At 61.3% G+C, this 23,980-nt stretch carries 20 protein-coding genes and 1 pseudogene; 9 read left to right on the top strand and 12 right to left on the bottom strand.

From position 1 onward, the window contains the following. The first annotated feature begins 161 nt into the window (after positions 1–161). From ACSMEV_RS15275 to ACSMEV_RS15255, 5 genes and pseudogenes are all read left to right on the top strand, one after another. Positions 162–1,022 (top strand): SDR family oxidoreductase, encoded by an 861-nt coding sequence (locus tag ACSMEV_RS15275; RefSeq protein WP_459205906.1) that lies wholly within the window; start codon positions 162–164, stop codon positions 1,020–1,022. After that, the gene (locus tag ACSMEV_RS15270) at positions 1,015–2,271 is read left to right on the top strand and encodes an AGE family epimerase/isomerase (RefSeq protein WP_459205905.1); all 1,257 of its coding nucleotides are present in this window, start codon (positions 1,015–1,017) and stop codon (positions 2,269–2,271) included. The genes ACSMEV_RS15275 and ACSMEV_RS15270 overlap by 8 nt, the downstream gene beginning before the upstream one ends. A gap of 158 nt (positions 2,272–2,429) precedes the next feature. Then, entirely contained in the window at positions 2,430–2,789 is a 360-nt protein-coding gene (locus tag ACSMEV_RS15265; RefSeq protein ID WP_459205904.1) for a hypothetical protein, read from the top strand. 115 nt (positions 2,790–2,904) lie between these two features. Next, a pseudogene (locus ACSMEV_RS15260) lies at positions 2,905–3,960 on the top strand (methyl-accepting chemotaxis protein); the annotation flags it as partial. After that, a complete protein-coding gene (locus ACSMEV_RS15255; RefSeq protein WP_459208359.1) occupies positions 3,946–4,818 on the top strand; it encodes a methyl-accepting chemotaxis protein in 873 nt (290 codons plus the stop codon). The pseudogene ACSMEV_RS15260 and the gene ACSMEV_RS15255, both read left to right, overlap by 15 nt. Before the next feature lie 239 nt (positions 4,819–5,057). Here ACSMEV_RS15255 and ACSMEV_RS15250 read toward each other — a convergent pair whose 3' ends face one another. The 12 genes from ACSMEV_RS15250 to ACSMEV_RS15195 all read right to left on the bottom strand — a co-directional run bounded on the left by ACSMEV_RS15250 (position 5,058) and on the right by ACSMEV_RS15195 (position 19,320). Next, positions 5,058–5,645 (bottom strand): sarcosine oxidase subunit gamma, encoded by a 588-nt coding sequence (locus ACSMEV_RS15250; RefSeq protein WP_459205903.1) that lies wholly within the window; start codon positions 5,643–5,645, stop codon positions 5,058–5,060. 3 nt (positions 5,646–5,648) lie between these two features. Further along, positions 5,649–8,552: a 2Fe-2S iron-sulfur cluster-binding protein gene (locus ACSMEV_RS15245; RefSeq protein ID WP_459205902.1), complete on the bottom strand. Its 2,904-nt coding sequence runs from the start codon at positions 8,550–8,552 to the stop codon at positions 5,649–5,651. Continuing rightward, positions 8,549–8,854, bottom strand: coding sequence for a sarcosine oxidase subunit delta (locus tag ACSMEV_RS15240; protein WP_459205901.1), 306 nt, complete (start codon positions 8,852–8,854; stop codon positions 8,549–8,551). The genes ACSMEV_RS15245 and ACSMEV_RS15240 overlap by 4 nt, the downstream gene beginning before the upstream one ends. 15 nt (positions 8,855–8,869) lie before the next feature. Then, positions 8,870–10,111, bottom strand: a complete 1,242-nt coding sequence (locus tag ACSMEV_RS15235) for an FAD-dependent oxidoreductase (protein ID WP_459205900.1) — start codon at positions 10,109–10,111, stop codon at positions 8,870–8,872. Then, on the bottom strand, positions 10,093–11,004 hold the full coding sequence (gene folD, locus ACSMEV_RS15230; RefSeq protein WP_459205899.1) for a bifunctional methylenetetrahydrofolate dehydrogenase/methenyltetrahydrofolate cyclohydrolase FolD: 912 nt from the start codon (positions 11,002–11,004) through the stop codon (positions 10,093–10,095). The genes ACSMEV_RS15235 and folD overlap by 19 nt, the downstream gene beginning before the upstream one ends. Further along, positions 11,001–11,867 (bottom strand): formyltetrahydrofolate deformylase, encoded by an 867-nt coding sequence (gene purU, locus ACSMEV_RS15225; protein WP_459205898.1) that lies wholly within the window; start codon positions 11,865–11,867, stop codon positions 11,001–11,003. The genes folD and purU overlap by 4 nt, the downstream gene beginning before the upstream one ends. 200 nt (positions 11,868–12,067) lie before the next feature. Continuing rightward, positions 12,068–13,168: a DNA polymerase IV gene (gene dinB, locus ACSMEV_RS15220; protein WP_459205897.1), complete on the bottom strand. Its 1,101-nt coding sequence runs from the start codon at positions 13,166–13,168 to the stop codon at positions 12,068–12,070. Next, positions 13,161–15,227, bottom strand: a complete 2,067-nt coding sequence (locus ACSMEV_RS15215) for an Orn/Lys/Arg family decarboxylase (RefSeq protein ID WP_459205896.1) — start codon at positions 15,225–15,227, stop codon at positions 13,161–13,163. Before ACSMEV_RS15215 ends, dinB begins: the two co-directional genes overlap by 8 nt. After that, positions 15,224–16,429, bottom strand: coding sequence for an MFS transporter (locus ACSMEV_RS15210; protein WP_459205895.1), 1,206 nt, complete (start codon positions 16,427–16,429; stop codon positions 15,224–15,226). The genes ACSMEV_RS15215 and ACSMEV_RS15210 overlap by 4 nt, the downstream gene beginning before the upstream one ends. 8 nt (positions 16,430–16,437) lie before the next feature. Next, positions 16,438–17,847: a radical SAM protein gene (locus tag ACSMEV_RS15205; RefSeq protein WP_459205894.1), complete on the bottom strand. Its 1,410-nt coding sequence runs from the start codon at positions 17,845–17,847 to the stop codon at positions 16,438–16,440. Further along, complete coding sequence (speD, locus tag ACSMEV_RS15200) at positions 17,834–18,220, bottom strand: adenosylmethionine decarboxylase (RefSeq protein ID WP_459205893.1); 387 nt, start codon at positions 18,218–18,220, stop codon at positions 17,834–17,836. Before speD ends, ACSMEV_RS15205 begins: the two co-directional genes overlap by 14 nt. A 506-nt stretch (positions 18,221–18,726) precedes the next feature. Further along, on the bottom strand, positions 18,727–19,320 hold the full coding sequence (locus ACSMEV_RS15195) for a helix-turn-helix domain-containing protein (RefSeq protein WP_459205892.1): 594 nt from the start codon (positions 19,318–19,320) through the stop codon (positions 18,727–18,729). Positions 19,321–19,578: 258 nt separating this feature from the next. On the opposite strand from ACSMEV_RS15195, the gene glnT reads away from it, so the two are divergent. The 4 genes from glnT (at position 19,579) to ACSMEV_RS15175 (ending at position 23,966) form a co-directional block, all read left to right on the top strand. Then, positions 19,579–20,913: a type III glutamate--ammonia ligase gene (gene glnT, locus ACSMEV_RS15190; RefSeq protein ID WP_459205891.1), complete on the top strand. Its 1,335-nt coding sequence runs from the start codon at positions 19,579–19,581 to the stop codon at positions 20,911–20,913. A gap of 108 nt (positions 20,914–21,021) precedes the next feature. Beyond that, positions 21,022–21,927 (top strand): class II glutamine amidotransferase, encoded by a 906-nt coding sequence (locus tag ACSMEV_RS15185; protein ID WP_459205890.1) that lies wholly within the window; start codon positions 21,022–21,024, stop codon positions 21,925–21,927. A 23-nt stretch (positions 21,928–21,950) separates the two neighbouring features. After that, positions 21,951–22,625 carry a GltB/FmdC/FwdC-like GXGXG domain-containing protein gene (locus ACSMEV_RS15180; RefSeq protein ID WP_459205889.1) on the top strand — a complete coding sequence of 225 codons (675 nt, stop codon included), beginning with the start codon at positions 21,951–21,953 and terminating at the stop codon, positions 22,623–22,625. Positions 22,626–22,640: 15 nt separating this feature from the next. Then, the gene (locus ACSMEV_RS15175) at positions 22,641–23,966 is read left to right on the top strand and encodes an FMN-binding glutamate synthase family protein (protein ID WP_459205888.1); all 1,326 of its coding nucleotides are present in this window, start codon (positions 22,641–22,643) and stop codon (positions 23,964–23,966) included. Positions 23,967–23,980: the final 14 nt, after the last annotated feature.

Genomic DNA, 23,980 nt, shown 5'->3' with positions numbered 1-23,980 from the left:
CGCGATGCAACGAAATGTTTTCGGCCTGCTCTGTATGCAATGCGAGGGCGCCGATCTTTAGGCATGGCGCCCTGCCGACGAGATCCGGTGCGCAGCGTCCATGGCGCGGATGGGTCTCGGCAACTGCATCCAAGCCCAACCCCTATTCAGGAAAAACGACCATGTTCACACCTCTACCCCAGTCGCAAGACCGCATGCCGGGCCGCGAGTCCGAGCTCAATCCACCGGCCCAGCACATCCGCCCGAACTACCGGGGCAGTGGACGTCTGGCCGGCAAGCGGGCCGTGGTCACCGGGGGCGACAGCGGCATCGGCCGCGCTGTAGCCCTGCACTTTGCCCGCGAAGGCGCCGACGTCGCCATCGTCCATCTGCCCATGGAAGCCGAGGACGGCCAGTACACGCTGTCGCTGCTGGAGGCCGAGGGTGTGCGGTCGCTGGCGATCGTCGGCGATCTGCGCGACCCGGCGTTCTGTCGCCAGGTCATCGACGAAGCGGTTGCGGCCCTGGGTGGTCTGGACATCCTGGTGAACAACGCCGGCATCCAGAAAGTGGCCGATGACCTGACAGCCGTCAGCGACGAAGACTGGGCGTGGCACTTCGATACAAACGTGCACCCCATGTTCAGGCTCAGCCGCGCGGCGCTGCCGCATTTCGCGCCGGGCGCTTCCATCATCAACACCACCTCGGTCAATGCCTACGTGGGCAATGACAGCCTGGTGGCGTATTCCAGCACCAAGGGTGCGCAAGTGGGCTTCACCCGCGCACTGGCGCTCCAGCTCGCAAGCCGTGGGATTCGCGTCAACGAAGTCGCGCCGGGGCCTATCTGGACGTCGATCCAGCCAGCCGGCTTCGGCCCGATCGATCCGCAACTGGTCGCCGACATGGGCAAGTCCGTTCCGCTGGGGCGCATCGGCCAACCCAGCGAGGTGGCGCCGGCCTATGTGTACCTGGCCAGTGAGGATGCGTCCTACGTCACCGGCCAGACCATCCATGTGAATGGGGGGATGCCGGTCAATGGATAGGTCCCCCGCACGTCTCGACTGGCTGAACAGCCCCTTGCACCATCGGTGGCTCGACGAGCAGGGCCAGTGGCTGTTGGATTTCTCCAAGAACGCGCGCGTCGAAGACGGTTTCGCCGCGCTCGACGATGCGGGCCGCGTCTCCGACGGTCCGGCGCAGACGCTCATCACCGCCCGCATGACGCACGCCTATGCCTTGGCCTTCGCCCGCGGCCTGCCCGGCGGCCGGACCCTGGCCGTGCACGGCGTGACAACGCTGATGGACACGCTGCACGACGCCGAGCATGGCGGGTGGTTGCCCGCCGCCGGCGACCGGGCGGGGCGCAAGCAGGCGTACGTTCATGCGTTCGTGGCCCTGGCCGCATCGACGGCAGTGGTCACCGGGTTGCCGGGTGCCACGGCGCTGATGGAGCGTGCGCTGGCCCCCATCGAGCGGCATTTCTGGTCGGAAGAGGAAGGGGTGATGCGCGAGAGCTTTGCCGCCGACTGGACCGATGAAGAAGACTACCGCGGCGCCAACAGCAACATGCACAGCCTGGAAATGGCCCTGGCCGTGGCCGACGCCCTGGACGCGCCGCTCTGGCGCGCGCGTGCGCTGCGCATCGCCACGCGTTTCGTGGCGCAGTTGGCACGCGCGCAGGACTACCGACTGGCCGAGCACTTCGACCGTCGATGGCAGCCGCTCACCGACTACCACCAGGACCGGGCCACCGACGACCTGCGGCCTTACGGCCTGACCCCTGGCCACTTTCTAGAGTGGTCTTTCCTGCTGCTCAAGCTGGAGGCCGCGCTAGAGGCCCAGGACGGTTCGGCACCTGGCTGGCTGTCGGAAAGTGCCATCAGGCTGTTCGAGACCGGTACGCGCATCGGTTGGGCGGTGGACGGCGCGCCGGGCATGGTCTACACCGTCGACTGGCAAGACCGGCCCGTGGTGCACAATCGACCGCACTGGGTCATGGCCGAAGCCATCAAGGCGGCCCACGCCCTGTCCGTACGCACCGGCGATGCGGCCTATGCGGATTGGTACGGACGCTTTTGGGATTACACGGATCTGTACCTGATCGACCGGGTGAACGGCGGTTGGCATCATGAGGTCGATGGTTCGAACAGGCCGTCTTCTCGCGTCTATCGAGGCAAGGCCGATCTTTACCATGCGTACCAGGCTACCCTGACCGCGGTGGTGCCGTTGCACCGCTCCGTCGCCACCGCGCTGGTTTTTGGGCAGCAGGCCCAGGTGCTGCAAAGCGTCTAGCGCGATATTCGGCTTGGTAAAGGACGACCGTCGCCGCCATCATGGCGAAGCGCAAGGCGCTCGCTTGGCCTTTCGAAACGGTGGGTAGGGTGGCCCTTGAGGTCGATCTGCGCCCACCGCGCTTTCCACGAGCTTTCTCCATCGCATGAGGTGATCCAATGAAACGCCCCGTCTGCGCGCTCGCCGCTGCTGTCATATTAGCGGGCTGCGCTGCCCAACCGGAAAAACCGGTTATGCAGGCTGCCCAGTATCGGGCCATAGCGCTGTCCTCCACGCTCGGCGAGCAATGTGCGGCCGCCGGGATGATGGATGTCGATCTGGCCGCTGCGGGCAGCCGGATGCTGAAGGAACGAACGGCCGAGTTCGACTTCGATCCGTCCAGACTGCAAAACGAGCGCCAGCAAGCCGCCCTCGAAATCCAGCGACAGGGTACGCTGACGCGACCGGCCTGCGACGCACTCGCCTATGAAGTGATGCGGCTCCAGGCAGTCCGCGGGCAGGCCGGTGACGTGCACTAGGGCCTGATCGTCCTCAATTTCGCACCCCACCATCAAGGAAAGACGTTTCGAGCCGATGCTTCTGTAAGCCGTAGACCCAGTGCCGGCGCTTCCTCACTCTCTCGAGTCTTCCCCGATGCCATCATCCCGCCTCGACGCTTTCAACAACCTCAGCGTGCGTACCAAGCTCGCACTGGGCTTTTCGCTGCTGGTCGCGCTGATCATGCTGGTCGCCTACACCGGTTGGCAGACCGGCCAGATCCTGGCCGAGCGCAATGCGCGCATGCAGGAGGTCGCCAAGCTGAGCACCCTGGCCAGGGACATGCGCATCGAGCGGCTGGTGTATTTCGTCAATGCCTCCGACGAGCAGGCAGCCAAGTGGCTCGCTGCCCTGGAGGCGACCAACGCACAAGTGCAAGGCATGGCCCCGCACTTCCGTACGGCGCAGAGCCAGGCGCTGATCGGCCAGGCGGGTGGGCTGCTGAAGAACTACCGCGGCTTTTACGACCAGTCGGTGGCCGCTACCCGTGAACGCGAGGAGGCACGCAACAATGCCACCGCGTCGGCGGAAACCATGAACGAGGCGCTACAGCGGCTGTGGGATGTGGGCAATGCCGACGGCGGGCTCTATGACGACCGCCAGTCGCTGGGAAGCCTGGCACTGACCCTGCAGCGGATGCGCATCAGTTTCCGCACCTATGCCGCCACGCCCAGCCCGGCGCTGGAAGCGGCGGCCACCGAAGCGGTGACCGAAATGCTCAGCCAGACCCGTGAACTCACTAGTAGCTCGCTGCCGCAATCCTACGTGCAGACGATGATCGAGGAAGTGACCGCCTACCAGCAGCGCATCCAGCAGACCGTGCAAGCCCAGGGCCGGGTCGATGCCGGTCAGTCGGGCATCAGCAAGACCATCGCCGAACTGCTGGCACTGACCGACAAACTCACCGCCGTCCAGGTCGAGTTCCAGCAGGCCGACGTGCGCGACGCACAACGCACCCTGCTGCTCTGGCTGGCCATCGCCGTCTTTCTGGGCGGCGCGGCCGCATGGCTGATCACCCGCTCGATCGTGACGCCCTTGAAGGAAACCGTGGAAATCGCCGAAACCGTCGCCCGCGGCGATTTCACCCACCGCCAGACCGTCACCCGCACCGACGAACTCGGCGCCTTGCAGTCGAGCATGCAGCGCATGACACTCAGCCTGCACGGCCTGGTCAGCGAGCTGCGTGACGGCGTGGTGCAGGTCGCCAGCGCCGCCGAGCAGCTGTCGGCCGTGACCGAGCAGACCAGCGCGGGCGTGCAGGCGCAGAAGAGCGAAACCGAGCAGATCGCCACGGCCATGCAGCAAATGACCGCCACTACCCATGAAGTGGCGCGCAACGCCGGCCAGGCCGCTGCCTCCGCGCTGCAAGCCAGTCAGCAGGCGAGCCAGGGCGACCAGGCGGTGGACAAGGCCGTCGCGCAGATCGAGCGGCTGGCCGAGGAAATGTCGGCAGCGCAAAGCGTGATGAAGACCTTGCGCAGCCACGCCGACAGCATCGGTGGGGTGCTCGACGTCATCAAGTCGGTGTCGGAACAGACCAACCTGCTGGCCCTCAACGCGGCCATCGAAGCGGCACGCGCAGGCGAGGCGGGACGCGGTTTCGCCGTGGTGGCCGATGAAGTGCGCGGGCTGGCGCAGCGCACGCGCAGCTCTACCGATGAGATCACCCAGCTGATCGCCGCGCTCAACCAGAGCACCGACCACATGGGCAATGTACTCGAGCAGAACGTGCAGCTGACCGACGACAGCGTCGGCCTGTCCCAGGAGGTCGGACAGATGCTCAAGCGCATCGCCGGTTCGATCAAGGACATCGAGGCCATGAACGAGCAGATCGCTTGCGCGGCCGAGCAGCAGAGCGCGGCGGGCGAGCAGATCAGCCGTGGCGTCACCCAGGTGCGTGACATTTCTGACCAGACGGCGGCGGCCAGTGAGGAGACGGCGAGTTCCAGTGCGGAACTGGCGCGGATCGGGGTGCAACTGCAGGGGATGGCGGGTCGGTTCAAGGTTTGAGGCGGATGGCACCCTGGCCAGTCGGTCGCGCGACTGGGGTCTCTTGGGTTCTGCCTGAAACGTCCGGATATTCGTCCATGCCACGTTGAAGGTCGCAGAGGCGTCCATCGCTGGGCGCCCCGGCTAGGCAACGCCCAGCTAGGCGCCCCCTTCAACGACGACAGCGCATCCAGCGTCTTCAGCATCCTCGGCTCCGACATTGCCGTCTATCAGGAAAGCAGATGTCGCTCCAGGCGCCTTCAACCGGCAGGCGCACCCGCCACGAACTCCGCCATCGCATCGAGCACGGCGTCTGTGAAGTAACTCAGCGACGCGCGATCGAAGAGCAGTGCCAGCGCAGGTCCCCGCTCATCCCCGACATTGATCACGATCACATTGATCCGCGCCGCCGAAGTCTGCGCCACCGCACCGACCGCGAACGCCTCGGCACGCAGGTCGACGCCACAGAGCTTGGCCATCACGGCGCTGCACCGAACGCCGGACAACTGCAACCAGGCATGGCTGTCCTGACGCGGCAGCAAGTAGCTGCGCCGCTCGTCCTGGACCCATTCGGCTTCCTGCGCCGCGACACGTGCGCCCTGATCATCACCACAACCCAGCAACAGGTATTCGGTCGCCGACAGGCGTGCGACCCAGCTGCCGTCGGCCTGGCGTACGGCTTGGTTGGGGCGCTCGGGCAAGCGGTAGCCGAGGGCTTGCAGACAGCCTGCGCTGTCGCTGCCGCGCAGACCGTAGCGGGGCAGTTCGGTGAGGTCGCTCAGGCTGCAGGCCGTTGCCTCGACCGGCACGGGCCGGCGGCTGGGTGTGGGGGTATTCAAGCTGGTCATGGCTTAGAGCTCCTGGCGCGAGTTGTCGGGATCGTGGAACGGCAGCTTCACCACCGTGGCATGCACCAGCGCGCCGCCTTCGACGCGGATCGGGATGTGCATGCCCGGCGTGGCCTGGTGGGCGCCGGCGTAGGCGAGGCCGATGATCTGCCCCAAGGTCTGCGAGTACTCGCAGGAGGTGACGTTGCCGCTGATGTCCGGGCCATCGAGGACCAGGTGGCCTTCGAGCGGCTGCGGGCTGCCTTGTGGCAGGCTGAAGCCCACCAGCTTGCGCTTGAGCGGCTGGGCTTCGAGGATCTCGATCGAGCGCTTGCCGACGAAGAAGGGTTTCTTGCGACCGATCGCCCACTGCATGTCGATCTCGGCGGGGTGGGTCATGCCGTCGGTGTCCTGGCCGATGATCACGTGGCCCTTTTCCAGACGCAGCAAACGCTGCGCCTCGACTCCGAACGGGCGGATGCCCAGGCCGGCACCGGCCTGCATGAGCGCGTCCCATAGGCGTTCGGCATGGCGCGCCGGCACGTGCACTTCATAGCCCAGCTCGCCGACGAAACCGACTCGCAGGATGCGCGCGGCGATGCCGGCGACTTTGCCCAGGCGTACGCCGAGGTAGGGGAAGGCGGCGGCGGACAGGTCCACGTCGTCGCAGACCTGCTCCAGCACCTGACGCGACAGCGGCCCGGCCAGGTTCACCGCCGCCAGAGCAGCGGTCACGTTGGTGATGTCCACGTCCAGACGCCACTGGGCGTTCCACTTGAGCATCTGCTGGTAGAGACGATCGACCCCGCTGGTGGTCGCGGTGACATAGAAGTGCCATTCGGCCAGGCGCGCGCAGACGCCGTCGTCGATCACCACGCCGTGCTCGTTGGTCATCAGGGCGTAGCGGGTACGACCGATGGCCAGCTTGGCGAAGCCGAAGGTGTACAACCGCTCGAGCAGTTCGGCTGCGTCCGGCCCGCGCACGTCCAGGCCGCCCAGGGTGGAGACGTCGATCAGGCCGACCTTCTCGCGCACGTGCCGGGCTTCGGCTTGCATGCACGGGTCGCGCTGTTCGGGCGAGCCGTAGTAGGCCGGGCGCTGCCAGGCACCGGCGGGCATCAGCTTGGCACCGGCCTGCTCATGGCGGCGGTGCATCGGCGTTTGCCGGTAAGGGTCGAAGGCGCGGCCCGCCACGTGGGCGAGTTTCTCCGCCTGGAAGGGTGGGCGGGCGGTGGTCACGCCGGTTTCGCCAATGCTGCGACCGGTGGCCTGGGCCACCAAACGGGCGGTGGGCAGCGCCGAGTGCCGGCCCTGCGAAGGCCCCATGCCGACCGTGGAGAAGCGCTTGACCAGCTGAATGTCGCGGTAGCCGCTGCGGGTGGCATTGACGATGTCGCGCACTTGCAGGTCTTCGTCGAAGTCGACGAAGTCCTTGCCCTTGGGGTGGGGGAAGATCGGCCAGGGGAAATTGACCTTGGCTTCGAGCACCGAGTCGGGCAGCGCCGGTGCCGGCAGGCCCAGGGCGAGCAAGGCTTCGCCGGCGCTGCGGGTGGCGTCGGCCAGCACGTTGTCGAGGTGGTGGCGGCCGTTCACCGAGCCTGCGATGTCCAACCCTGGGGGTAATTGGTCGATGACGAAGGCGTCGCGCTCGACGTCGTAGGCCAGCTTGCCGCCGGCCTGGCACAGCAGTTGGTAGACCGGCATGTAGCCAGCCGACATGCACAACAGGTCGCAGGCCACGCGCATGCCTTGGGCACCGACCTTGCCCTGGCCGACGATGGGGCGGATGTCCGCACCACTGACGTGGCGCATGCCTGCTTCGTGCAAGGCTTCGTAGACGGTGCTGCCCAGGTGCAGGGGGATGGCGCGCCGCTGCAGTTCGGCGGCCAGGGCGGGATCGAGGGGAGCGGCGCGCATGTCCACCACGGCCGCCACGGCCACGCCTTGCTCTTGCAGATCGAGTGCCGCGAGGTAACCGTCGTCGTGGCCGGTGAGCACCACCGCGCGCTGGCCGGGCTTGACCGCGTACAGCTTCATCAGGCGCTGGGCGGCGCTGGTCAGCATCACGCCAGGGAGGTCGTTGTTGCGAAACACCACGGGCTGGTCGAAGGCGCCTGCGGTGACCAGACAGCGCATGGCGCGGACTTTGAACATGCGCTGGTGCTGGATCACCGGCAGGTAGTTGTCGGTGAACCAGCCGTTGCAGGTGGCTTGCAGCAGCACCTGGATGTTGGGGTGGCCGTCGATGGCGGCCAGCAGTTCCTGGCGCAGGGCGGCGGCGCGGGTGCCGGCGACGTCGAAGCGGGCATAGGTGAGCGAGCCGCCGAGCACCGATTGCTGCTCGATCAACAGCACCTTGGCCCCGGCGTTGGCGGCTTCCAAGGCGGCGCGCAGGCCGGCGGGCCCGGCGCCGACGATGGCCAGGTCGACGAACAGGTAGGCCTTGTCGTAGTAGTGCGGCTTGAAGTCGAGGTTCAGCACGCCCAGGCCGGCCTTTTTGCGGATCAGCGGCTCCCAGCGCTTCCACATGCCCTTGGGTTTATAGAAGGCGCGGTAGTAGAAGCCCACCGGCATGAAACGCGAGAACTTGCCGAGGTAGGCGTCGCGGTCGTCATTCAAGCTGCCGTTGTAGTTCTGCCCTTCGACCTTCAAGCCGTCGCGGACCTGCTCCAGGTCGGCCAGCACGTTCGGCTCGTCGGGCAACTGCACCAGGGTGTTGGCATCTTGCCCGGCCATGCTCAAAGGGCCACGCGGGCGGTGGTACTTGAACGAGCGCGACAGCAACCAGCGGCCGTTGCCCAACAGCGCGCTGGCGATGGTGTCGCCGGCGAAACCTTCGCAAGCCTGGCCGTCGAAGTGGAAACGCACGGGCCGCGCGCGGTCGATCAGCAGGCCCATGGGGGCGGGTAGGCGGACAGGGCTGTTCATCCGGCGATCTCCGGGGTGGCGGCAGGGGCGAAGTCGACGCGGCGGTCGAACATCTCTTTGGGGTCGAAAGTGCGCAGCACTTGGTCGCTGACGGTGTGGCGCTCGGCCAGGAACCAGTAGCTCGACGCGTTGTGCAGCCACCATTCGGTGACCACGCCGGCCCGATTGGCACTGTTGAACACGTAGTCGGCCCATTCGACGTCGCTGCTGGTGGCCGGATCGGGCATCGGCTTGAGCTCGCCGCCATAGGAGAACTCGCTGATGTTGCGTGGCCCGTTCAAAGGGCAGGTCAGAATCTTCATCGTCTCGTGCTCCTGTCAGTGGCTCGCGGCCGTGGCGCCCATTTCGTTGACCTGCTGAAAGCGGCTGAAGCGCTCCAGGGCGAAGGGCGCGATCAGCGCGGGCACCTTGCCACCGTTGGCGACCAGTTCGGCCATGGTCTTGCCGCAGATGGGCGTGGCCTTGAAGCCCCAGGTGCCCCAGCCGGCGTCCAGGTAATAGTTGTCGACCGGCGACAGGCCCATGATCGGGCTGTAGTCGGGGGTCATGTCGGTGCTGCCGGCCCATTGGCGCATCAGCTTGGCGTTGGCCATGAACGGGAACATCTCGATGGCGTGGGCCAGCAGGCTTTCCTTGAGGTCCAGGGTCGAACGGCTGCCGTACAGCGGGTAAGGGTCCGAGCCACCGCCGAAGACGATCTCGCCACGGCTGGTCTGCTGCACGTAGCAGTGCAGGGCCGAGGAGCTCACCAGCGGGTCGAGGAACGGCTTGAGCGGCTGGGTGACCATGGCTTGCAGCGGGTAGGTCTGGATCGGCGCGCGAATGCCCGCCTTGTTCATCAACAGCGAACTGGCGCCTGCCACCGCCTGCACTACGCAGCCGCACTGCACGGTGCCACGGTTGGTCTTCACCGCCTCGATGCGGCCGTTGCGGATCACCAGGTCCTGCACTTCGGTGAGCTGATGGATCTCCACGCCACGCTTGGCCGCCTGCTTGGCGTAGCCCCAGGCTACGGCGTCGTGGCGCGCGGTGGCGCCGTCGATGTGCCAGAGCCCGGCCAGCACCGGCAGGTGGCCGGGGTCGAGGTTGAGGCTGGGCACCAGTTCGCGGATCTGCTGACGGTCGATCATTTCCGTGCGGCCACCGAAATGCTTGTTGACCTCGGCGCGCTGGCGGAAGGCACGCACGGTGGCGTCGGTGTGCGCCAGGGTCAGCTGGCCGCGTTCGGAATACATGATGTTGAAGTCGAATTCGTTGGACAGGTTCTGGAACATGCGCACCGATTCGGCATAGAAGCGCACGCCCTCGCTGGTCAGGTAGTTGGAGCGGATCACCGCTGTGTTGCGCGCGGTGTTGCCGCCGCCCAGGTAGGCCTTCTCCAGCACGGCGACGTTGCTGATGCCGTGGTACTTGGCCAGGTAATAGGCGATGGCCAGGCCGTGGCCGCCGCCACCGATGATCACCACGTCGTAGTGGGGTTTGAGTTCGCAGGGTGGCGGCAGGTCGACATCGACCGGATAGTCGGCGCTCAGGCCGTGTTTCAGCAGGGCGAAGGGCATGGGGTGCGCTCCTGGCGAGTGGCCTGTTGCTGCAGCGCGAAGGCCTGCAGCGTGTTTTTCAGCAGGTAGGCGATGGTCATCGGGCCGACCCCGCCGGGTACCGGCGTGATGCCCGCGACCTGGGGCAGGGCCGCGGCGAAGTCGACGTCGCCGACCAGACGGCTGCGGCCGTCTTCGTCGATGCGGTTGATGCCGACATCGATCACCACCGCGCCGGGCTTGAGCCAGTCGGCGCCGATCAGGCGCGGCTTGCCCACCGCCGCTACAAGGATGTCGGCCTGGCGGCACAGCGCCGGCAGATCGCGGCTGCGCGAGTGCACCGTGGTCACCGTGCAGTCGGCTTGCAGCAGCAAGGCCGCCATGGGCTTGCCGACGATGTTGGAGCGGCCCACCACCACGGCGTGCTTGCCGCGCAGCTCGCCGCAGGCCTCGCGCAGCAGGCGCATGCAGCCGCTGGGGGTGCAAGGGGTCAGGACCTCGCGGCCTTGTGCAAGGCCACCGACGTTCTCGCTGTGGAAACCATCGACGTCCTTGAGCGGGTTCACCGCCTGCAGGACGCGGTGTTCGTCGATGTGCGCCGGCAATGGCAGCTGCACCAGAATGCCATGCACCTGCGGGTCTTCGTTGAGCTGCGCGATCAGGCTCAGCAACTCGGCCTGCCGGGTGGTGGCGGGCAGGCGATGCTCCAGCGAGCGGATGCCCACTTCATTAGCGCGCAGCACCTTGTTGCGCACGTACACCTGGCTGGCGGCGTCGCTGCCTACCAGCACCACGGCCAGGCCCGGCTGCACGCCTTGCTGGCGCAGTGACTGCACTTGCTCGCGCACCTCGACCAGCACCCTCGCCGCGCAGGCCTTGCCGTCGATCAGCTTGACGCTGGAAGTGGCGTTCATTTGAAGATCACCGTGCGGTCGTGGTTGAGGAACACCCGGTGCTCGAGGTGGTACTTCACTGCGCGGGAGAGGGCGATGGTTTCGGTATCGCGGCCGATGGCGACCAGGTCTTCCGGGTTGTAGGCGTGGTCCACGCGCTGCACTTCCTGCTCGATGATCGGGCCTTCGTCCAGGTCGCTGGTGACGTAGTGGGCCGTGGCGCCGATCAGCTTGACCCCGCGCTGGTAGGCCTGATGGTAGGGCTTGGCACCCTTGAAGCCGGGCAGGAAAGAGTGGTGGATGTTGATCGCCTTGCCGCTCAATTGGCGGCACAGGTCGTCGGAGAGGATCTGCATGTAGCGCGCCAGCACCACCAGCTCGGTGCCGGTCTCCTCGACGATACGCATCAGCGCCGCCTCCTGCGCCTGCTTGGTGTCCTTGCTCACCGGCAGGTAGATGAAGCGGATGCCCTGGCGCTCGGCCATGGCGCGCAGGTCGAGGTGGTTGGAAACCACGGCGGTGATGTGCATGTCCAGCTCGCCCTTGGCGTGGCGATAGAGCAGGTCGGCCAGACAATGGTCGAACTTGCTGACCATCAGCAGCACGCGGGTCGGGCGCGCGCTGCTGTGCAGGCTCCAGTCCATGTCGAAACGCTCGGCCACATCGCCGAAGCCGGCTTCCAGCTGCGCCGTATCGCCCGTGAAGCCGAGGTTGTAGCGGAACACCGCACGCATGAAGAAGCGGCCGTTGTCTTCGTCGTCGAACTGCGCCATTTCGCTGATGTAGCAACCTTGCTCGGCGAGGTACGTGGTCACTGCCGCGACGATGCCGGACACCGCCGGGCAACTGACGCGCAGGATGAAGTGGTCGGGAGCGGGGTGCATGCTCGGATCCTCGTGATGAAGTGGGGCAGGTCGGGCACAAGGGCGAAAGGGGGTGACACTGAATAATTCTTGGCAGGAATATAAATTTCCTTTTGCGGTTTTATAAGCAAACGGCACGAGGAGGTCTATAGCCAGAGGAAAATTTTTATCCTGTCAGGAATTTTTATTTCGGGTTCTAGCTGAGGAAGTGGCTCTAAGGCCTACCAGCACAGAGACAATTGACGGTCTTGCGCGTCCGCGCGCCGGACTTTGACTGCCGCCCCGATCAGCCGCACCGCCCGTCCTTGTCGCCGACCGTTCCACAGCTGCAGCAGCAACGAGCGGAGCACGCGCTCATCGATGACAGTGGCAGGGGCCTCGGTGCTGGCGATGGCGAAATCGTCGAACTTGAGCTTTATCTGGTTACGGATTACTTGCTCACCTGGTTCCAGGGTCGAGAGCCGCGCATGGAGCGCGGGCATCAACGCGAGCAAGGCCAGGGTGCAGGCCTCGAAATCCACACAGTCGGTGGCCAGCGTATGCTCCACGCCCAGCGAACGGATCGACCCAGGTGGTCGAGGTGCCGGTTCCATGCCCTGGCACAACGCCCACAGCTGATAACCCTGCACGCCCAACTCACGCAGCAGCGCCGGCAGCTTGGACACATCGACATCGCCACAGCGTCGGCAGCCGATGCGTTCGAGAACGGCCCAGGCCCGCGGGCCGACGCCGGGTAGCTTACGAAGGTCGAGTGTCGCAAGAAACGTCGGCACTTCATGTGGCGTGATCACATGTAGGCCATCAGGCTTGTTCACCTCCGAGGCAATTTTGGCTAAATACTTGAGCGGTGCTACGCCCGCAGAAGCTGTTAGCCCCAGCTCTACGCGAATGGCCTGGCGCAGGGCCACGGCCATGCGCGTGGCCGAGCCGTCGCAGTGCGGCAGACCGGTGACGTCCAGCGAGGCTTCGTCGAGCGAGAAAAATTCCACCCGGTCGGTGTAGCGTCGAAAAATTCCGTCCAGCTGCTGTGTGACCGCTTCGTAGCGCGCCAACCGGACAGGTAACCGCACGAGACCGGGGCATAAGCGCTGTGCGGTCGCGGTGGCCATGCCGCTTCTCACGCCCGACTGGCGGGCTATGTAGTTGGCGGTGCTGATCACACCGCGCTCGGCCGCACTGCCGCCGACGGCGACCGGGCGAGTGGCGAGGCTCGGGTCATCGAGCAGTTCGACGGCGACGAAGTAGGCGTCCATATCGATGTGGATGAATTTATGGGGCGGGTGGGTGCAAGTTGCAACGCCGGGATACTCGTTATCACTCAATAACGAACACTCCCAAGGATATACGACGCTCAGGTAGGTGAACTTCGTGCAAGCCTTGTACATGTTGCGCCAACCAAGGAAAACTTAAGTTCAATGTTTCTATTGCTGCGAGGTAGGCGACCGTAGCCCGGGTGAAGCGTTCACCTGGCGCAACGCATACAATGCCGGGTGGATAAGGAATGATGCATTCCGCGGCAATGAGGTCGAGGGCGTCGGCAACTGGAACCAAGCGAGCTCTGTTTTTTATCAGGCGCTGATTGGCAAGTTGCGGCGAATAGACCATAACTGGCTGTTCAGAGCTACTGAAAATAGCTGCTTGCAGCGACTCCAATTTAAGTTGTGCATATATATCATTGGCAGAGGCGCTCAGCTCGTTTAGCGATTGATTGCCCAGCTTAGATTGCCATTTTATAAGCGATGGCAGGGCTTGAGTTGCGGCTGTATTGCTCGCTAGCGTCTGTTCAAAGCGCGCGAGATGCTGAACCAAACGCTGAATATCATTTTCTGTTACGGAAGGAGTGATTAGCATCGTGAAGTTGTAGAGGTCGGTCTTCTCGGGAGTGATGTCATGGTCTTGAAGATAGCGGGTTACTAGGCATGCTGGGACTTTGATCTGACGGACATCATGGGGCTTTGTCAAAAATATTGCTTTGCAAGGATCTCTGTGGTGAAGTGCCGGTTCGAAACCTTGCCATTGCAAAGATGCGGCACCCATGCGCGGTTCGAACTGATAGGGGTGTACTGCGACTGGCGAGATTATTCTACATCTGCTTTTTACTTGATCCATCAAAAACAACGCATTCTCTACTGCCCGCTTCCAATGTCGGATACCTTCTCCATTGGCGTGCATGGCAGCGTTTATTTCCAGTGACATGAACAAAGGATATGAAGGGCTGGTCGAGGCATGCTGCATAAATGCACTGTTGAAAACATAAGATGGACAGTAGCGGTGTTGAGATCTGATGTGCCTGTCCTGCTTATGAATCTGTGAGGCTTGAGACAGGCCGAACATCTGTTTGTGCACTGACTGCGTGACGATGATGCCAGGAGATTCTGATGAAAGATCTAGCCCTAACGGTGTAAATTTTTTGAGTTTTGGTACAAACAATTCGTAACCCGACCAAGCAGCATCAAACAGTATGTAGTCGCACAGAGAGCCAATGCGATTGATTATTGCTCGAGCATCGACGATTATGCCATCGCAGGTTTCATGTTGTATGATGGCAAGCCTGAAGGGGCGCTTCAGATTGGATTTAGTAGTGGATCGAGCATTTGCCTTGCTTCTAAGTAGCTTTTGTTCAAGAGCTCCTGATTTATATCCGCCGAGAATGCCATCATCATCGCGAAGCGTTTCAATATATACGGGCAAAGCGCCGCATTGAATCAATGCGCCTATGAATACTGATTTATGATTGTTGCGATCCATCAGGACTAGGTCGCCTGACGTTAGCAGCGCGCTAGCGACAATCTTATTCGCGGTAGATGTACCGTTAAGTACGAACCAGGTATCATCGGCATTGAATACACGCGCTGCCAGTTGCTCGGCTTTCTGCACAGGGCCCTCATGGCTTAAAACGTCGCCCAGTTCGGGGGCAGCATGGGGAACATCCAACTTGAGAAAGCCTGGGCCTAGCATCCGCTTGAAGCGTACTCCAGCAGGGTGATCTTCATAACATCTTCCCCCCTGATGGCCAGGGCAAGCGAAAGTATGTCGATCAAGGGCAATGAATTTGGCAACAGCTCGTGTAAAAGGGGGAAGCGCAGCGCTTTCGAACGACAGAGCACTCAGCTCGATATTACGCTCATCGCAAGGCTGTAAAGGAATTGTGACGGTCTTATAGCTTTTTGAGAGTATCTGATAATCCGCTCCTGGGGTGAGTGCTAGAAAAACCGGAATTTTCCAATGTATAGAGGCATGTAGAACATTTGCGTGTAAAATATCATTGGCGCTTAGTAGTAGTGCCGAAGCCTGTGCTATATTTAGTGCATCGAACTCTTGTAGCTGAACACCAGGCCAGGCAGCGATATCTAGTACTTGGCTATGCATCAAGATAATCACCGGGGGGTTCTCCTTTTTAAAGTCCAGTATGATGAGGTCAATAAAAGAAACAGACTCATCCAGATAAAGGTGGCGGGGCCTGCCAGTAGAATGACGCCATTGGCCACGACGCCGGAGAGCGCATCGCCTAGCACTGCTGAAAAGTAGTAAATTGAAAAATTGGAGCCTATTTCGTTTTCTGATGAAAGTGTTTGAATGTTGGTAGTTATTGCTATATCTACGAAAGCTCCAGCAAAACCTGTCCCGAACAATAAGACAAAAAATAACCAATCACTGACACTTAGCGAGAAAGCTGTACTCATGAATAAAAAAGAATAAATCATCCAAAATGCGTGTACGCTCTTTGGCGTACACGCCTTGCTGAGCAAGGGATAGCAGAGTCCTCCTAGTACTGTCGAGGCTGCCAGTAAAGCCATAACGTATCCTACGACAGCCTCGGACGAAAAATGCACTATTACGGCAGCGGGTAGAATAAAACGAATCAAAGACGTTGCAAACATTGCGCACAGCGAAGTGCACGCGATAATGTTAAATAAGTCAGCATTGGCGCTGGGCAATTTTCTAGCGCGTTCCAGAGGTCGGATTAAGAGAGCGGTGAGCTTTAATTTAGGTTTTTCTTTTGTACAGGCTTGAGGCGCCAATAGTAGTGTGCTTATTGCAGAGGCGGCCATGCAAAGTGAGCCGAGCAGAAATGTCAAGTGACCAAGCACCATTGATGACAGGGCTGAAAACATGAGTGGGCCAGCTATGGCGGCACTGTCTTCGAGGACTTGTATCCCACTGTTCAACTTGTCAAGTGCCTTGCGCTCGACAAGTTTCACGCACAGGGTTCTAAACGAGGGTGCGTATAAACAGTCCAATGATGTAATTAGCATGGCGAGCATAACGACTAACAGTAAAGAAGGGACGGGCTGAATGGCAGTAAAAAACAGGGACAGCAATACGATCGATTTTAGCCACTCGACCCATCTCAACACGCGCCTCGTGTCGTAGTTATCTGCTAGCCAGCCGGCTAAAGACGTTAATGCTATACTAGGTATGTACCGGAAAAAATAAATAAGACCTAGCATGCCTAGATCAGCGTCGGTTAGCGATATGGCTAGAACGGCGAACGTGGTCTCAAACGAGAACTCACCCATTTTCGAGCAAAAAAAGCTGACAGATGTCACACGGACTTGCTGTTTGTTCTTCAAGCTATGCATAGGAGATATCACAATATCTTTCGGTAAATAAGCTCGCTTTCCGTGATAACGCGGCCTGGAGTGCTGAGGCGTTGAAATACCAAGTTTTTAAAATGCTCTTGTTCAGATTGCGGCATCAAATAAAACATTAGGTTGCTGTACCAGAGCCAGCCAAGGTGTGTTAGCGAATAGGTTGTTTTTGTCTCAGTTATCAAGCCAGCTGATATGAGCGACCTAAGGCGAGCCATTAATGCATCGGGGATTTTGTGAAAATTAATGTGAGCCTTGGATACATTCCCATGATAGGGGAGGCCCATGATCAAAGGTCTGGCTTCTGAAAGTACCGGGTCATGGAGGCTAATACGACATGAATAGTTATCACTCATCAGCTCTGAACAGTACCGTTCGCGAGATGACGTATTGGTGATCACAGCTCCATGCAGCGCAGAGATCGCGCCGGTACCAAAGCCCAACAGGTCTAGATCGGCGTAGCCGTATAGATGATCATGGTAGATGAATCGGTAGTCTTTGACGTAGGGAAGGGATGTTTGCGACGGTGCAAGCCGATAGCCATGTCCATTGTATGGGACGTATCCTTTAGAACGTAGATGTTCATCGAATAGTAGCTTCATATTAAGCTTGCGTAGCGCTGGGGTGACGTCTGGCGTGCGCGAGCGCAGGGCTTTGTGAAGCTTTACAGATGTCGCAACATTGTTTATTGGGTATATGTCTATATTTGATACGCCAAGAGCAACTGCATAATCGATATCGATCAGAGTCTGCTCTTCTGTACTGCCATTCATACCGTACAGAATGTCGCAAAGAACATGATCGAATTGTGAATTCAATAGTTGGCTGGATTTTTCGATGCGGTTGATCTCTGGATCTAAATTGAATAAGTTTCGCCACTCCTTATGGATTGTTTGTAGGCCAAATCGTGCGTGAGTAACGCCTAGTTCAGCTGTAGCTAGCACGGTTTCAGTATTTACGCTTGTGGTACTAAATTCGAAAGAGAACTCAGAGACTTCGCTCAAGTCAAAATTATCGTGTAATGCTTTTCTTATTGATCGTATATTGGCTGGTGACAGCAGGGATGGTGTGCCTCCTCCAAAAAATACTGCCTTGATCGGAGCTGAGTTGAGATCCATAATTTTGGATTTCAGTTCAATTTCCTTGATAAGCGCTTTGGTATAGGCATCTATCTGTTCCTGGTTTTTATAAAGTCCTTTGGTAAAAGGGCAGAATGAACAAATTTTTTCGCAAAAAGGAATGTGGAAATAGAGCGCTCTTGATGTGGAGTGTCGACTCGCAGAGGCAAAGATCTCGGCAGCATTAATGTTGTCAGCGCTAAATGAATGGGCAGTTTGACTAGGAAAGAAAAAATTATAGAGTGGAAACTGGTAGTCGAATTTGATTACACCGTTGTCAATTAATTTCATGGAAATCATCCAGACTATGGTTGATATGGGTGCCTCTTGCCAACGTTCTGCGATTAAGTACTGCTGCATGGTGAAAATAGATATAGATGTCTGTATTTATGGCGTCATTGGTTCTTCCACATGTGTAGACGTCTATGCTGATATACCTATTTTCTGGATAGGTGTGATAGGAAAGGTGGGACTCTGAAAGTAGAAATAGACCAGTTACGCCGCTGCCGCCAGAATGAAATTTGTGCACCAAATCATCGAGAATGGTGAAGCCGGAGTTTCGCAAGGATTCGCGGAAAAAATCGTGCAGAAGATTTTCATTCTGCAAAACATGTTTAGCCGCACCCTCTATATCCCAGAGTGTGTGGAAGCCTGTATCTTTCATATATCTATTCCATGAGTAAGGGCCGGTGGAGGCGACTTACATCGCCTCCACCGGAGGGTTACCACATACAGACGCCTTGAGTAGTTACGGTATGACTATCGGTTTTGAAAATATCGATTGCAGATTTCATGGCTAACTCCTTTTTGGATTATGCGCCTCGGCGAGACGCGAGATAGAAGTTAGTTTTATGTAGCTGCTGAGGCAAGCGGTGTTTGTAAGTGGTTTTTACAAGATCTAAGTCGGTTTATGGCGCTGTAGGAAAGTTCCTGCGAGCAAACTTATGAAGCTGCAGATAATTATTCCCTAAAAAAGCTTAAATCATCCGAATTCCTTCGCGTCAGGAGCGTAATCCAGAAAATTTGAGCACACGTAGCTTTCCGTGCTGTGCGCCGATAAACAGAGATGTTTATTGTTCCTACACAGAAATCCGCTCGAAATGAGAACGTGCGGCTACCCGCCGCTCAATTCGAGTGCTCTGCATAGGAGAACCATCCCCAAACGGCCGCTCACTCCACCCCATAGTTCATGATCGACAACATCCGAATCGGCACTTGCACCAGCTTCTCCGGCCCATGCGGCGTATCGCCATCGAACGTCAGGCTGTCACCGGCCTGCATGGGATACAGCTGGTTGCCGTGGCGATACACCAACTCACCTTCGAGCAGGTGCAGGAACTCGGTGCCCGGATGGGAGAAGGTCGGGAATTCCTCGCTGGCGTCGTCCATGGTCACCAAATAGGCCTCGAAGCTCTTCTTGGGCCCTCGCGTGTGGTTGAGCAACTGGTAGGTATGTCCCTTGTCGGTGCCCCGACCGACCACTTCCAGACCGTCGCCGGCCTTGACCAGCAAGGCGTTGCCGTCGCGCTGGTCGTATTGCGCGAACAGCTTGGACATCGGCATGCCCAGCACGTCGCACAGGCGGCTCAGGGTATCCAGGCTGGTCGACACCTGGGCGTTCTCGATCTTGCTCAACATTCCTTGGCTGATGCCGGCGATGCGTGCCACGTCAGCCAGCTTCAAGGCCTGGGCCTGACGCTCACGTTTGAGTTGCAAGCCGAGAAACTGCTCCAGGCGCAGTCGGGGTTCGGTCTCGGTGGACATGTAGGCTCCTGCACGGTTTCAGTTCAAGAATATTATTTTCGCACCAGGAATTAGCACGGAAATACGGCTCAATACCAGGTTTCCTCCGGTGAAAGGAAGTTTCCCATATAGACAGAGGGAAAAGTGCGCCTCCTGAGATTTCCAGCGCATTCAGCAAAGTTGGCAAGCCCGTTGCATTCCTGTAATGAAAGTAAGTTTCCTGATTGGAAATACCCACCGGCCTACCTTGCCGTGCCCTCATCCAGGAGTGATCAACCCATGTTGCCAGCAGACACCCAGCGCATCCTCGACCAGTTCGGCATCAAGTATGTGCTGGCGCAATTCGTCGACATCCATGGTTCGGCGAAAACCAAATCGGTGCCGGTCTCGGGCCTGAAGATGGTCGCCGAGCAGGGCGCCGGTTTCGCCGGCTTCGCCATCTGCGGCATGGGCATGGAGCCGCACGGCCCCGACTTCATGGCCCGTGGCGACCTGTCCACGCTGACCCCGGTGCCTTGGCAGCCAGGCTACGGCCGGGTGGTCTGCGTCGGCCACGTCAATGGCCAGCCCTGGCCGTACGATCCACGCTACGTGTTGCAACGGCAGGTGCAGCGCCTGGCCGACAAGGGCTGGACCCTCAACACCGGCCTGGAACCGGAATTCAGCCTGTTCCGCCGCGACGAGCAGGGCAAGCTGCAACTGGTCGATGCTTCCGACAACCTCGACAAGCCCTGCTACGACTACAAGGGCCTGTCGCGCTCGCGGCTGTTCCTCGAGCGCCTGACCGAAGCCCTGCAACCGGTGGGCTTCGACATCTACCAGATCGACCACGAAGATGCCAACGGCCAGTTCGAGATCAACTACACCTTCAGCGACGCCATGGAATCGGCCGACCGCTTCACCTTCTTCCGCATGGCCGCCGGCGAGATCGCCAACGATCTGGGGATGATCTGCTCGTTCATGCCCAAGCCCGACCCCAAGCGCGCCGGCAACGGCATGCATTTCCACCTGTCGCTTGCCAGCGCCAGCAACCCCAACCTGTTCCACGACGACAGCGACGTCAGCGGCATGGGCCTGTCCAAGCTCGCCTATCACTTCGCCGCCGGCCTGATGGCCCACGGCCCGGCGCTGTGCGCCTTCGCCGCGCCCACGGTGAACTCCTACAAACGCCTGGTGGTGGGCCGCTCGCTGTCCGGTTCGACCTGGGCGCCGGCCTTCGTCGCCTGGGGCGCCAACAACCGCTCGGCGATGGTGCGCATTCCCTACGGTCGCCTGGAGTTCCGCCTGCCCGACGCCGGCTGCAACCCCTACCTGGTCACCGCCGCGATCATCGCCGCAGGCCTGGATGGCATCGACCGCCAGCTCGAACCTGCGCCGATGTGCAACGAGAACCTCTACAGCCTCGGCCTGGACGCCATCGCCGCGCGTGGCATCGCCACCTTGCCGCAGTCGCTCAAGGAGGCCGCCGACGCCCTCGAGGCCGACCCGCTGTTCCGCGAGGTGCTGGGCGCCGAGATCGTCGACGAATTCATCAAGCTCAAGCGGATGGAGTGGGTGGAATACAGCCGCCACGTCTCGGACTGGGAGATCCAGCGCTACACCGAATTCTTCTGAACCGCGCGCCGAGCAACGTCCGGCCGCCACCCACACCCTTTGCCGTTCACCACGGACACCTTGCAGCGTGCCGCTCGCCGCGCGCTGCCCAACGAAAGTGAGGCTTTTATGTGCGGAATCGTAGGTCTGTACTTGAAGAAACCCGAGCTCGAAGCCCAGCTCGGCCAACTGTTCGAACCCATGCTGCAAGCGATGACCGACCGCGGCCCGGACAGCGCAGGGTTCGCCATCTATGGCGATGAAGTGGCCGACGGCTGGCTCAAGCTGACCCTGCAAGCCACCCGTGCCGACTACCCCTGGGCGGCCCTGATGGGCCAGCTGGAGGCGCGCCTGGCCTGCTCGCTGGACTGGTTCCAGAACGCCAGCGCCGCCGTGCTCAAGGTGCAGACGAGCGAGGCGGCCGTACGTGCGGCGCTGGCCGAGTTCGCCGACGAGGTGCGTATCATGAGCGCCGGGCAAAGCATCGAAATCCTCAAAGGCATGGGCCTGCCGGCCGAAATCTCCAGCCGCTTCGGCCTGGCTGGCATGAAGGGCAGCCACATCATCGGCCATACCCGCATGGCCACCGAAAGCGCCGTGACCATGGAAGGCAGCCATCCGTTCTCCACGGGTGCCGATCTGTGCCTGGTACACAACGGCTCGCTGTCCAACCACTTCCGCCTGCGCCAGGTGCTCAAGGCGCAAGGCATCAGCTTCGAAACCGACAACGACACCGAAGTCGCGGCCGGCTACCTGACCTGGCGTCTGCAACAGGGCGACACCCTGGCCCAAGCCTTGGACGGCGCGCTGCAGGACCTCGACGGTTTCTTCACCTTCGCCATCGGTACGCGCAACGGTTTCGCCGTGATCCGCGACCCGATCGCCTGCAAGCCTGCGGTGCTGGCCGAAACCGACGACTACGTGGCCATGGCCTCGGAGTACCAGGCCCTGGCCAGTCTGCCGGGCATCGATAAGGCCAAGGTCTGGGAGCCGGCACCGGCCACCTTGTACGTCTGGGAGCGCGAAAGCGCCTGAGCCCCGAACCACTGGAGACAGCCATGAAAACGATCGACCTTTCCAGCGCCTCGGTGCGCGACCTCAACCAGGCCCTGCACGGCGACGTGCAAGACCGCGAATGGCACGTCAGCCACCCGGCCGGCAAGCACAACCTGGCCGTGGGCATCGACCAGGCGATCTCGGTGGATATCGACGGCCATGCCGGCTACTACTGCGCCGGCATGAACCAGCAGGCCAACATCACCGTGCACGGCAACGTCGGCGTGGGCGTGGCCGAGAACATGATGTCCGGCTCGGTGCGCATCAAAGGCAGCGCCTCCCAGGCCGCCGGCGCCACCGCCCACGGCGGGCTGCTGGTGATCGAAGGCGACGCCGGGGCGCGTTGCGGCATTTCCATGAAAGGCGTGGACATCGTGGTCGGCGGCAGCATCGGCCACATGAGCTGCTTCATGGGCCAGGCCGGGCGTTTGGTGGTGTGCGGCGATGCCGGCGATGCCTTGGGCGATTCCCTGTACGAGGTGCGCATCTACGTCAAGGGCTCGGTGCAGTCGCTGGGTTCGGACTGTGTCGAAAAGGCCATGCGCGCCGAGCACCTGGAAGAGCTGCAAGCCTTGCTCGACCAGGCGGGTCTGGCGCATAGCGCCGCCGATTTCAAACGCTACGGCTCGGCCCGCGAGCTGTACAACTTCAAAGTCGACAACGCCAGCGCGTACTGAGCCAGGAGCTTACCCATGAGCGAACAATTCCCCCCCGTGCTGCGCGAGTCGGCCACCTTCGACCGATTGACCATCCAGGAGATCCAACGCGCCGCCGAGACCGGCATCTACGACATCCGCGGCGGCGGCACCAAACGCCGCCTGCCGCACTTCGACGACTTGCTGCTGCTGGGCGCCAGCGTCTCGCGCTACCCCTTGGAAGGCTATCGCGAGAAATGCGGCACCGATGTGGTGCTGGGCACGCGCTTCGCCAAGAAGCCGATCCACCTGAAGATCCCGGTGACCATCGCCGGCATGAGCTTCGGCGCGCTGTCGGCCAACGCCAAGGAAGCCCTGGGTCGCGGTGCCACCATCGCCGGCACCAGCACCACCACCGGCGACGGCGGCATGACTCCGGAAGAGCGCGGCCAGTCGCAGCATCTGGTGTACCAGTACCTGCCGTCGCGCTACGGCATGAACCCCGACGACCTGCGCAAGGCCGACGCCATCGAGATCGTCCTGGGGCAGGGCGCCAAGCCGGGCGGCGGCGGCATGCTGCTGGGCATGAAGGTCACCGAGCGGGTGGCCGGCATGCGCACACTGCCGATCGGCGTCGACCAGCGCAGCGCCTGCCGCCACCCCGACTGGACCGGCCCGGACGACCTGGCGATCAAGATCGCCGAACTGCGCGAGATCACCGACTGGGAAAAGCCGATCTACGTGAAGATCGGCGCCAGCCGCCCGTATTACGACGTCAAGCTGGCGGTCAAGGCCGGTGCCGATGTGATCGTGCTCGACGGCATGCAGGGCGGCACGGCGGCGACCCAGGAGGTGTTCATCGAGCACGTCGGCATTCCCATCCTGCCAGCCATCCCGCAAGCGGTGCAGGCCTTGCAGGAGATGGGCATGCACCGTCAGGTGCAACTGATCGTCTCCGGTGGCATCCGCAACGGCGCCGACGTCGCCAAGGCCATGGCCCTGGGCGCCGATGCGGTGGCCATCGGCACCGCCGCACTGGTGGCCCTGGGCGACAACCATCCGCGTCTGGACGCGCAGTTGCGCGAAATCGGCTCGGCAGCAGGCTTCTACGACGACTGGCAGAACGGCCGCGACCCGGCCGGCATCACTACCCAGGACCCGGAACTGGCCAAGCGTCTGCACCCCGAAGAAGCCGGCCGGCGCCTGGCCAACTACCTGCGCGTACTGGTGCTCGAAGCCCAGACCATGGCCCGCGCCTGCGGCAAGTCGCACCTGCACAACCTCGACCCGGAGGACCTGGTGGCCCTGACCGTGGAGGCCGCCGCCATGGCCCGCGTGCCGCTGGCGGGCACCGCTTGGGTGCCGGGGCAGACCCAGTACTGATCCACACCGATACC

It is taken from the genome of Pseudomonas sp. MLB6B, from assembly GCF_054508135.1.
This window is presented reverse-complemented; position numbering and strand designations above follow the sequence as displayed.

Excerpts from the sequence above, each read along its gene's own strand:
- glnT (WP_459205891.1), top strand. The coding sequence starts at position 19,579 with ATGTTGCCAGCAGACACCCAGCGCATCCTCGACCAGTTCGGCATCAAG.
- ACSMEV_RS15245 (WP_459205902.1), bottom strand. The coding sequence starts at position 8,552 with ATGAACAGCCCTGTCCGCCTACCCGCCCCCATGGGCCTGCTGATCGAC.
- folD (WP_459205899.1), bottom strand. The coding sequence starts at position 11,004 with ATGAACGCCACTTCCAGCGTCAAGCTGATCGACGGCAAGGCCTGCGCG.
- ACSMEV_RS15275 (WP_459205906.1), top strand. The coding sequence starts at position 162 with ATGTTCACACCTCTACCCCAGTCGCAAGACCGCATGCCGGGCCGCGAG.
- ACSMEV_RS15185 (WP_459205890.1), top strand. The coding sequence starts at position 21,022 with ATGTGCGGAATCGTAGGTCTGTACTTGAAGAAACCCGAGCTCGAAGCC.
- ACSMEV_RS15250 (WP_459205903.1), bottom strand. The coding sequence starts at position 5,645 with ATGACCAGCTTGAATACCCCCACACCCAGCCGCCGGCCCGTGCCGGTC.
- speD (WP_459205893.1), bottom strand. The coding sequence starts at position 18,220 with ATGAAAGATACAGGCTTCCACACACTCTGGGATATAGAGGGTGCGGCT.
- ACSMEV_RS15255 (WP_459208359.1), top strand. The coding sequence starts at position 3,946 with ATGCAGCGCATGACACTCAGCCTGCACGGCCTGGTCAGCGAGCTGCGT.
- ACSMEV_RS15180 (WP_459205889.1), top strand. The coding sequence starts at position 21,951 with ATGAAAACGATCGACCTTTCCAGCGCCTCGGTGCGCGACCTCAACCAG.
- purU (WP_459205898.1), bottom strand. The coding sequence starts at position 11,867 with ATGCACCCCGCTCCCGACCACTTCATCCTGCGCGTCAGTTGCCCGGCG.
- ACSMEV_RS15265 (WP_459205904.1), top strand. The coding sequence starts at position 2,430 with ATGAAACGCCCCGTCTGCGCGCTCGCCGCTGCTGTCATATTAGCGGGC.
- ACSMEV_RS15235 (WP_459205900.1), bottom strand. The coding sequence starts at position 10,111 with ATGCCCTTCGCCCTGCTGAAACACGGCCTGAGCGCCGACTATCCGGTC.
- ACSMEV_RS15175 (WP_459205888.1), top strand. The coding sequence starts at position 22,641 with ATGAGCGAACAATTCCCCCCCGTGCTGCGCGAGTCGGCCACCTTCGAC.
- ACSMEV_RS15210 (WP_459205895.1), bottom strand. The coding sequence starts at position 16,429 with ATGCATAGCTTGAAGAACAAACAGCAAGTCCGTGTGACATCTGTCAGC.
- ACSMEV_RS15270 (WP_459205905.1), top strand. The coding sequence starts at position 1,015 with ATGGATAGGTCCCCCGCACGTCTCGACTGGCTGAACAGCCCCTTGCAC.
- ACSMEV_RS15205 (WP_459205894.1), bottom strand. The coding sequence starts at position 17,847 with ATGAAATTAATTGACAACGGTGTAATCAAATTCGACTACCAGTTTCCA.
- ACSMEV_RS15240 (WP_459205901.1), bottom strand. The coding sequence starts at position 8,854 with ATGAAGATTCTGACCTGCCCTTTGAACGGGCCACGCAACATCAGCGAG.
- ACSMEV_RS15195 (WP_459205892.1), bottom strand. The coding sequence starts at position 19,320 with ATGTCCACCGAGACCGAACCCCGACTGCGCCTGGAGCAGTTTCTCGGC.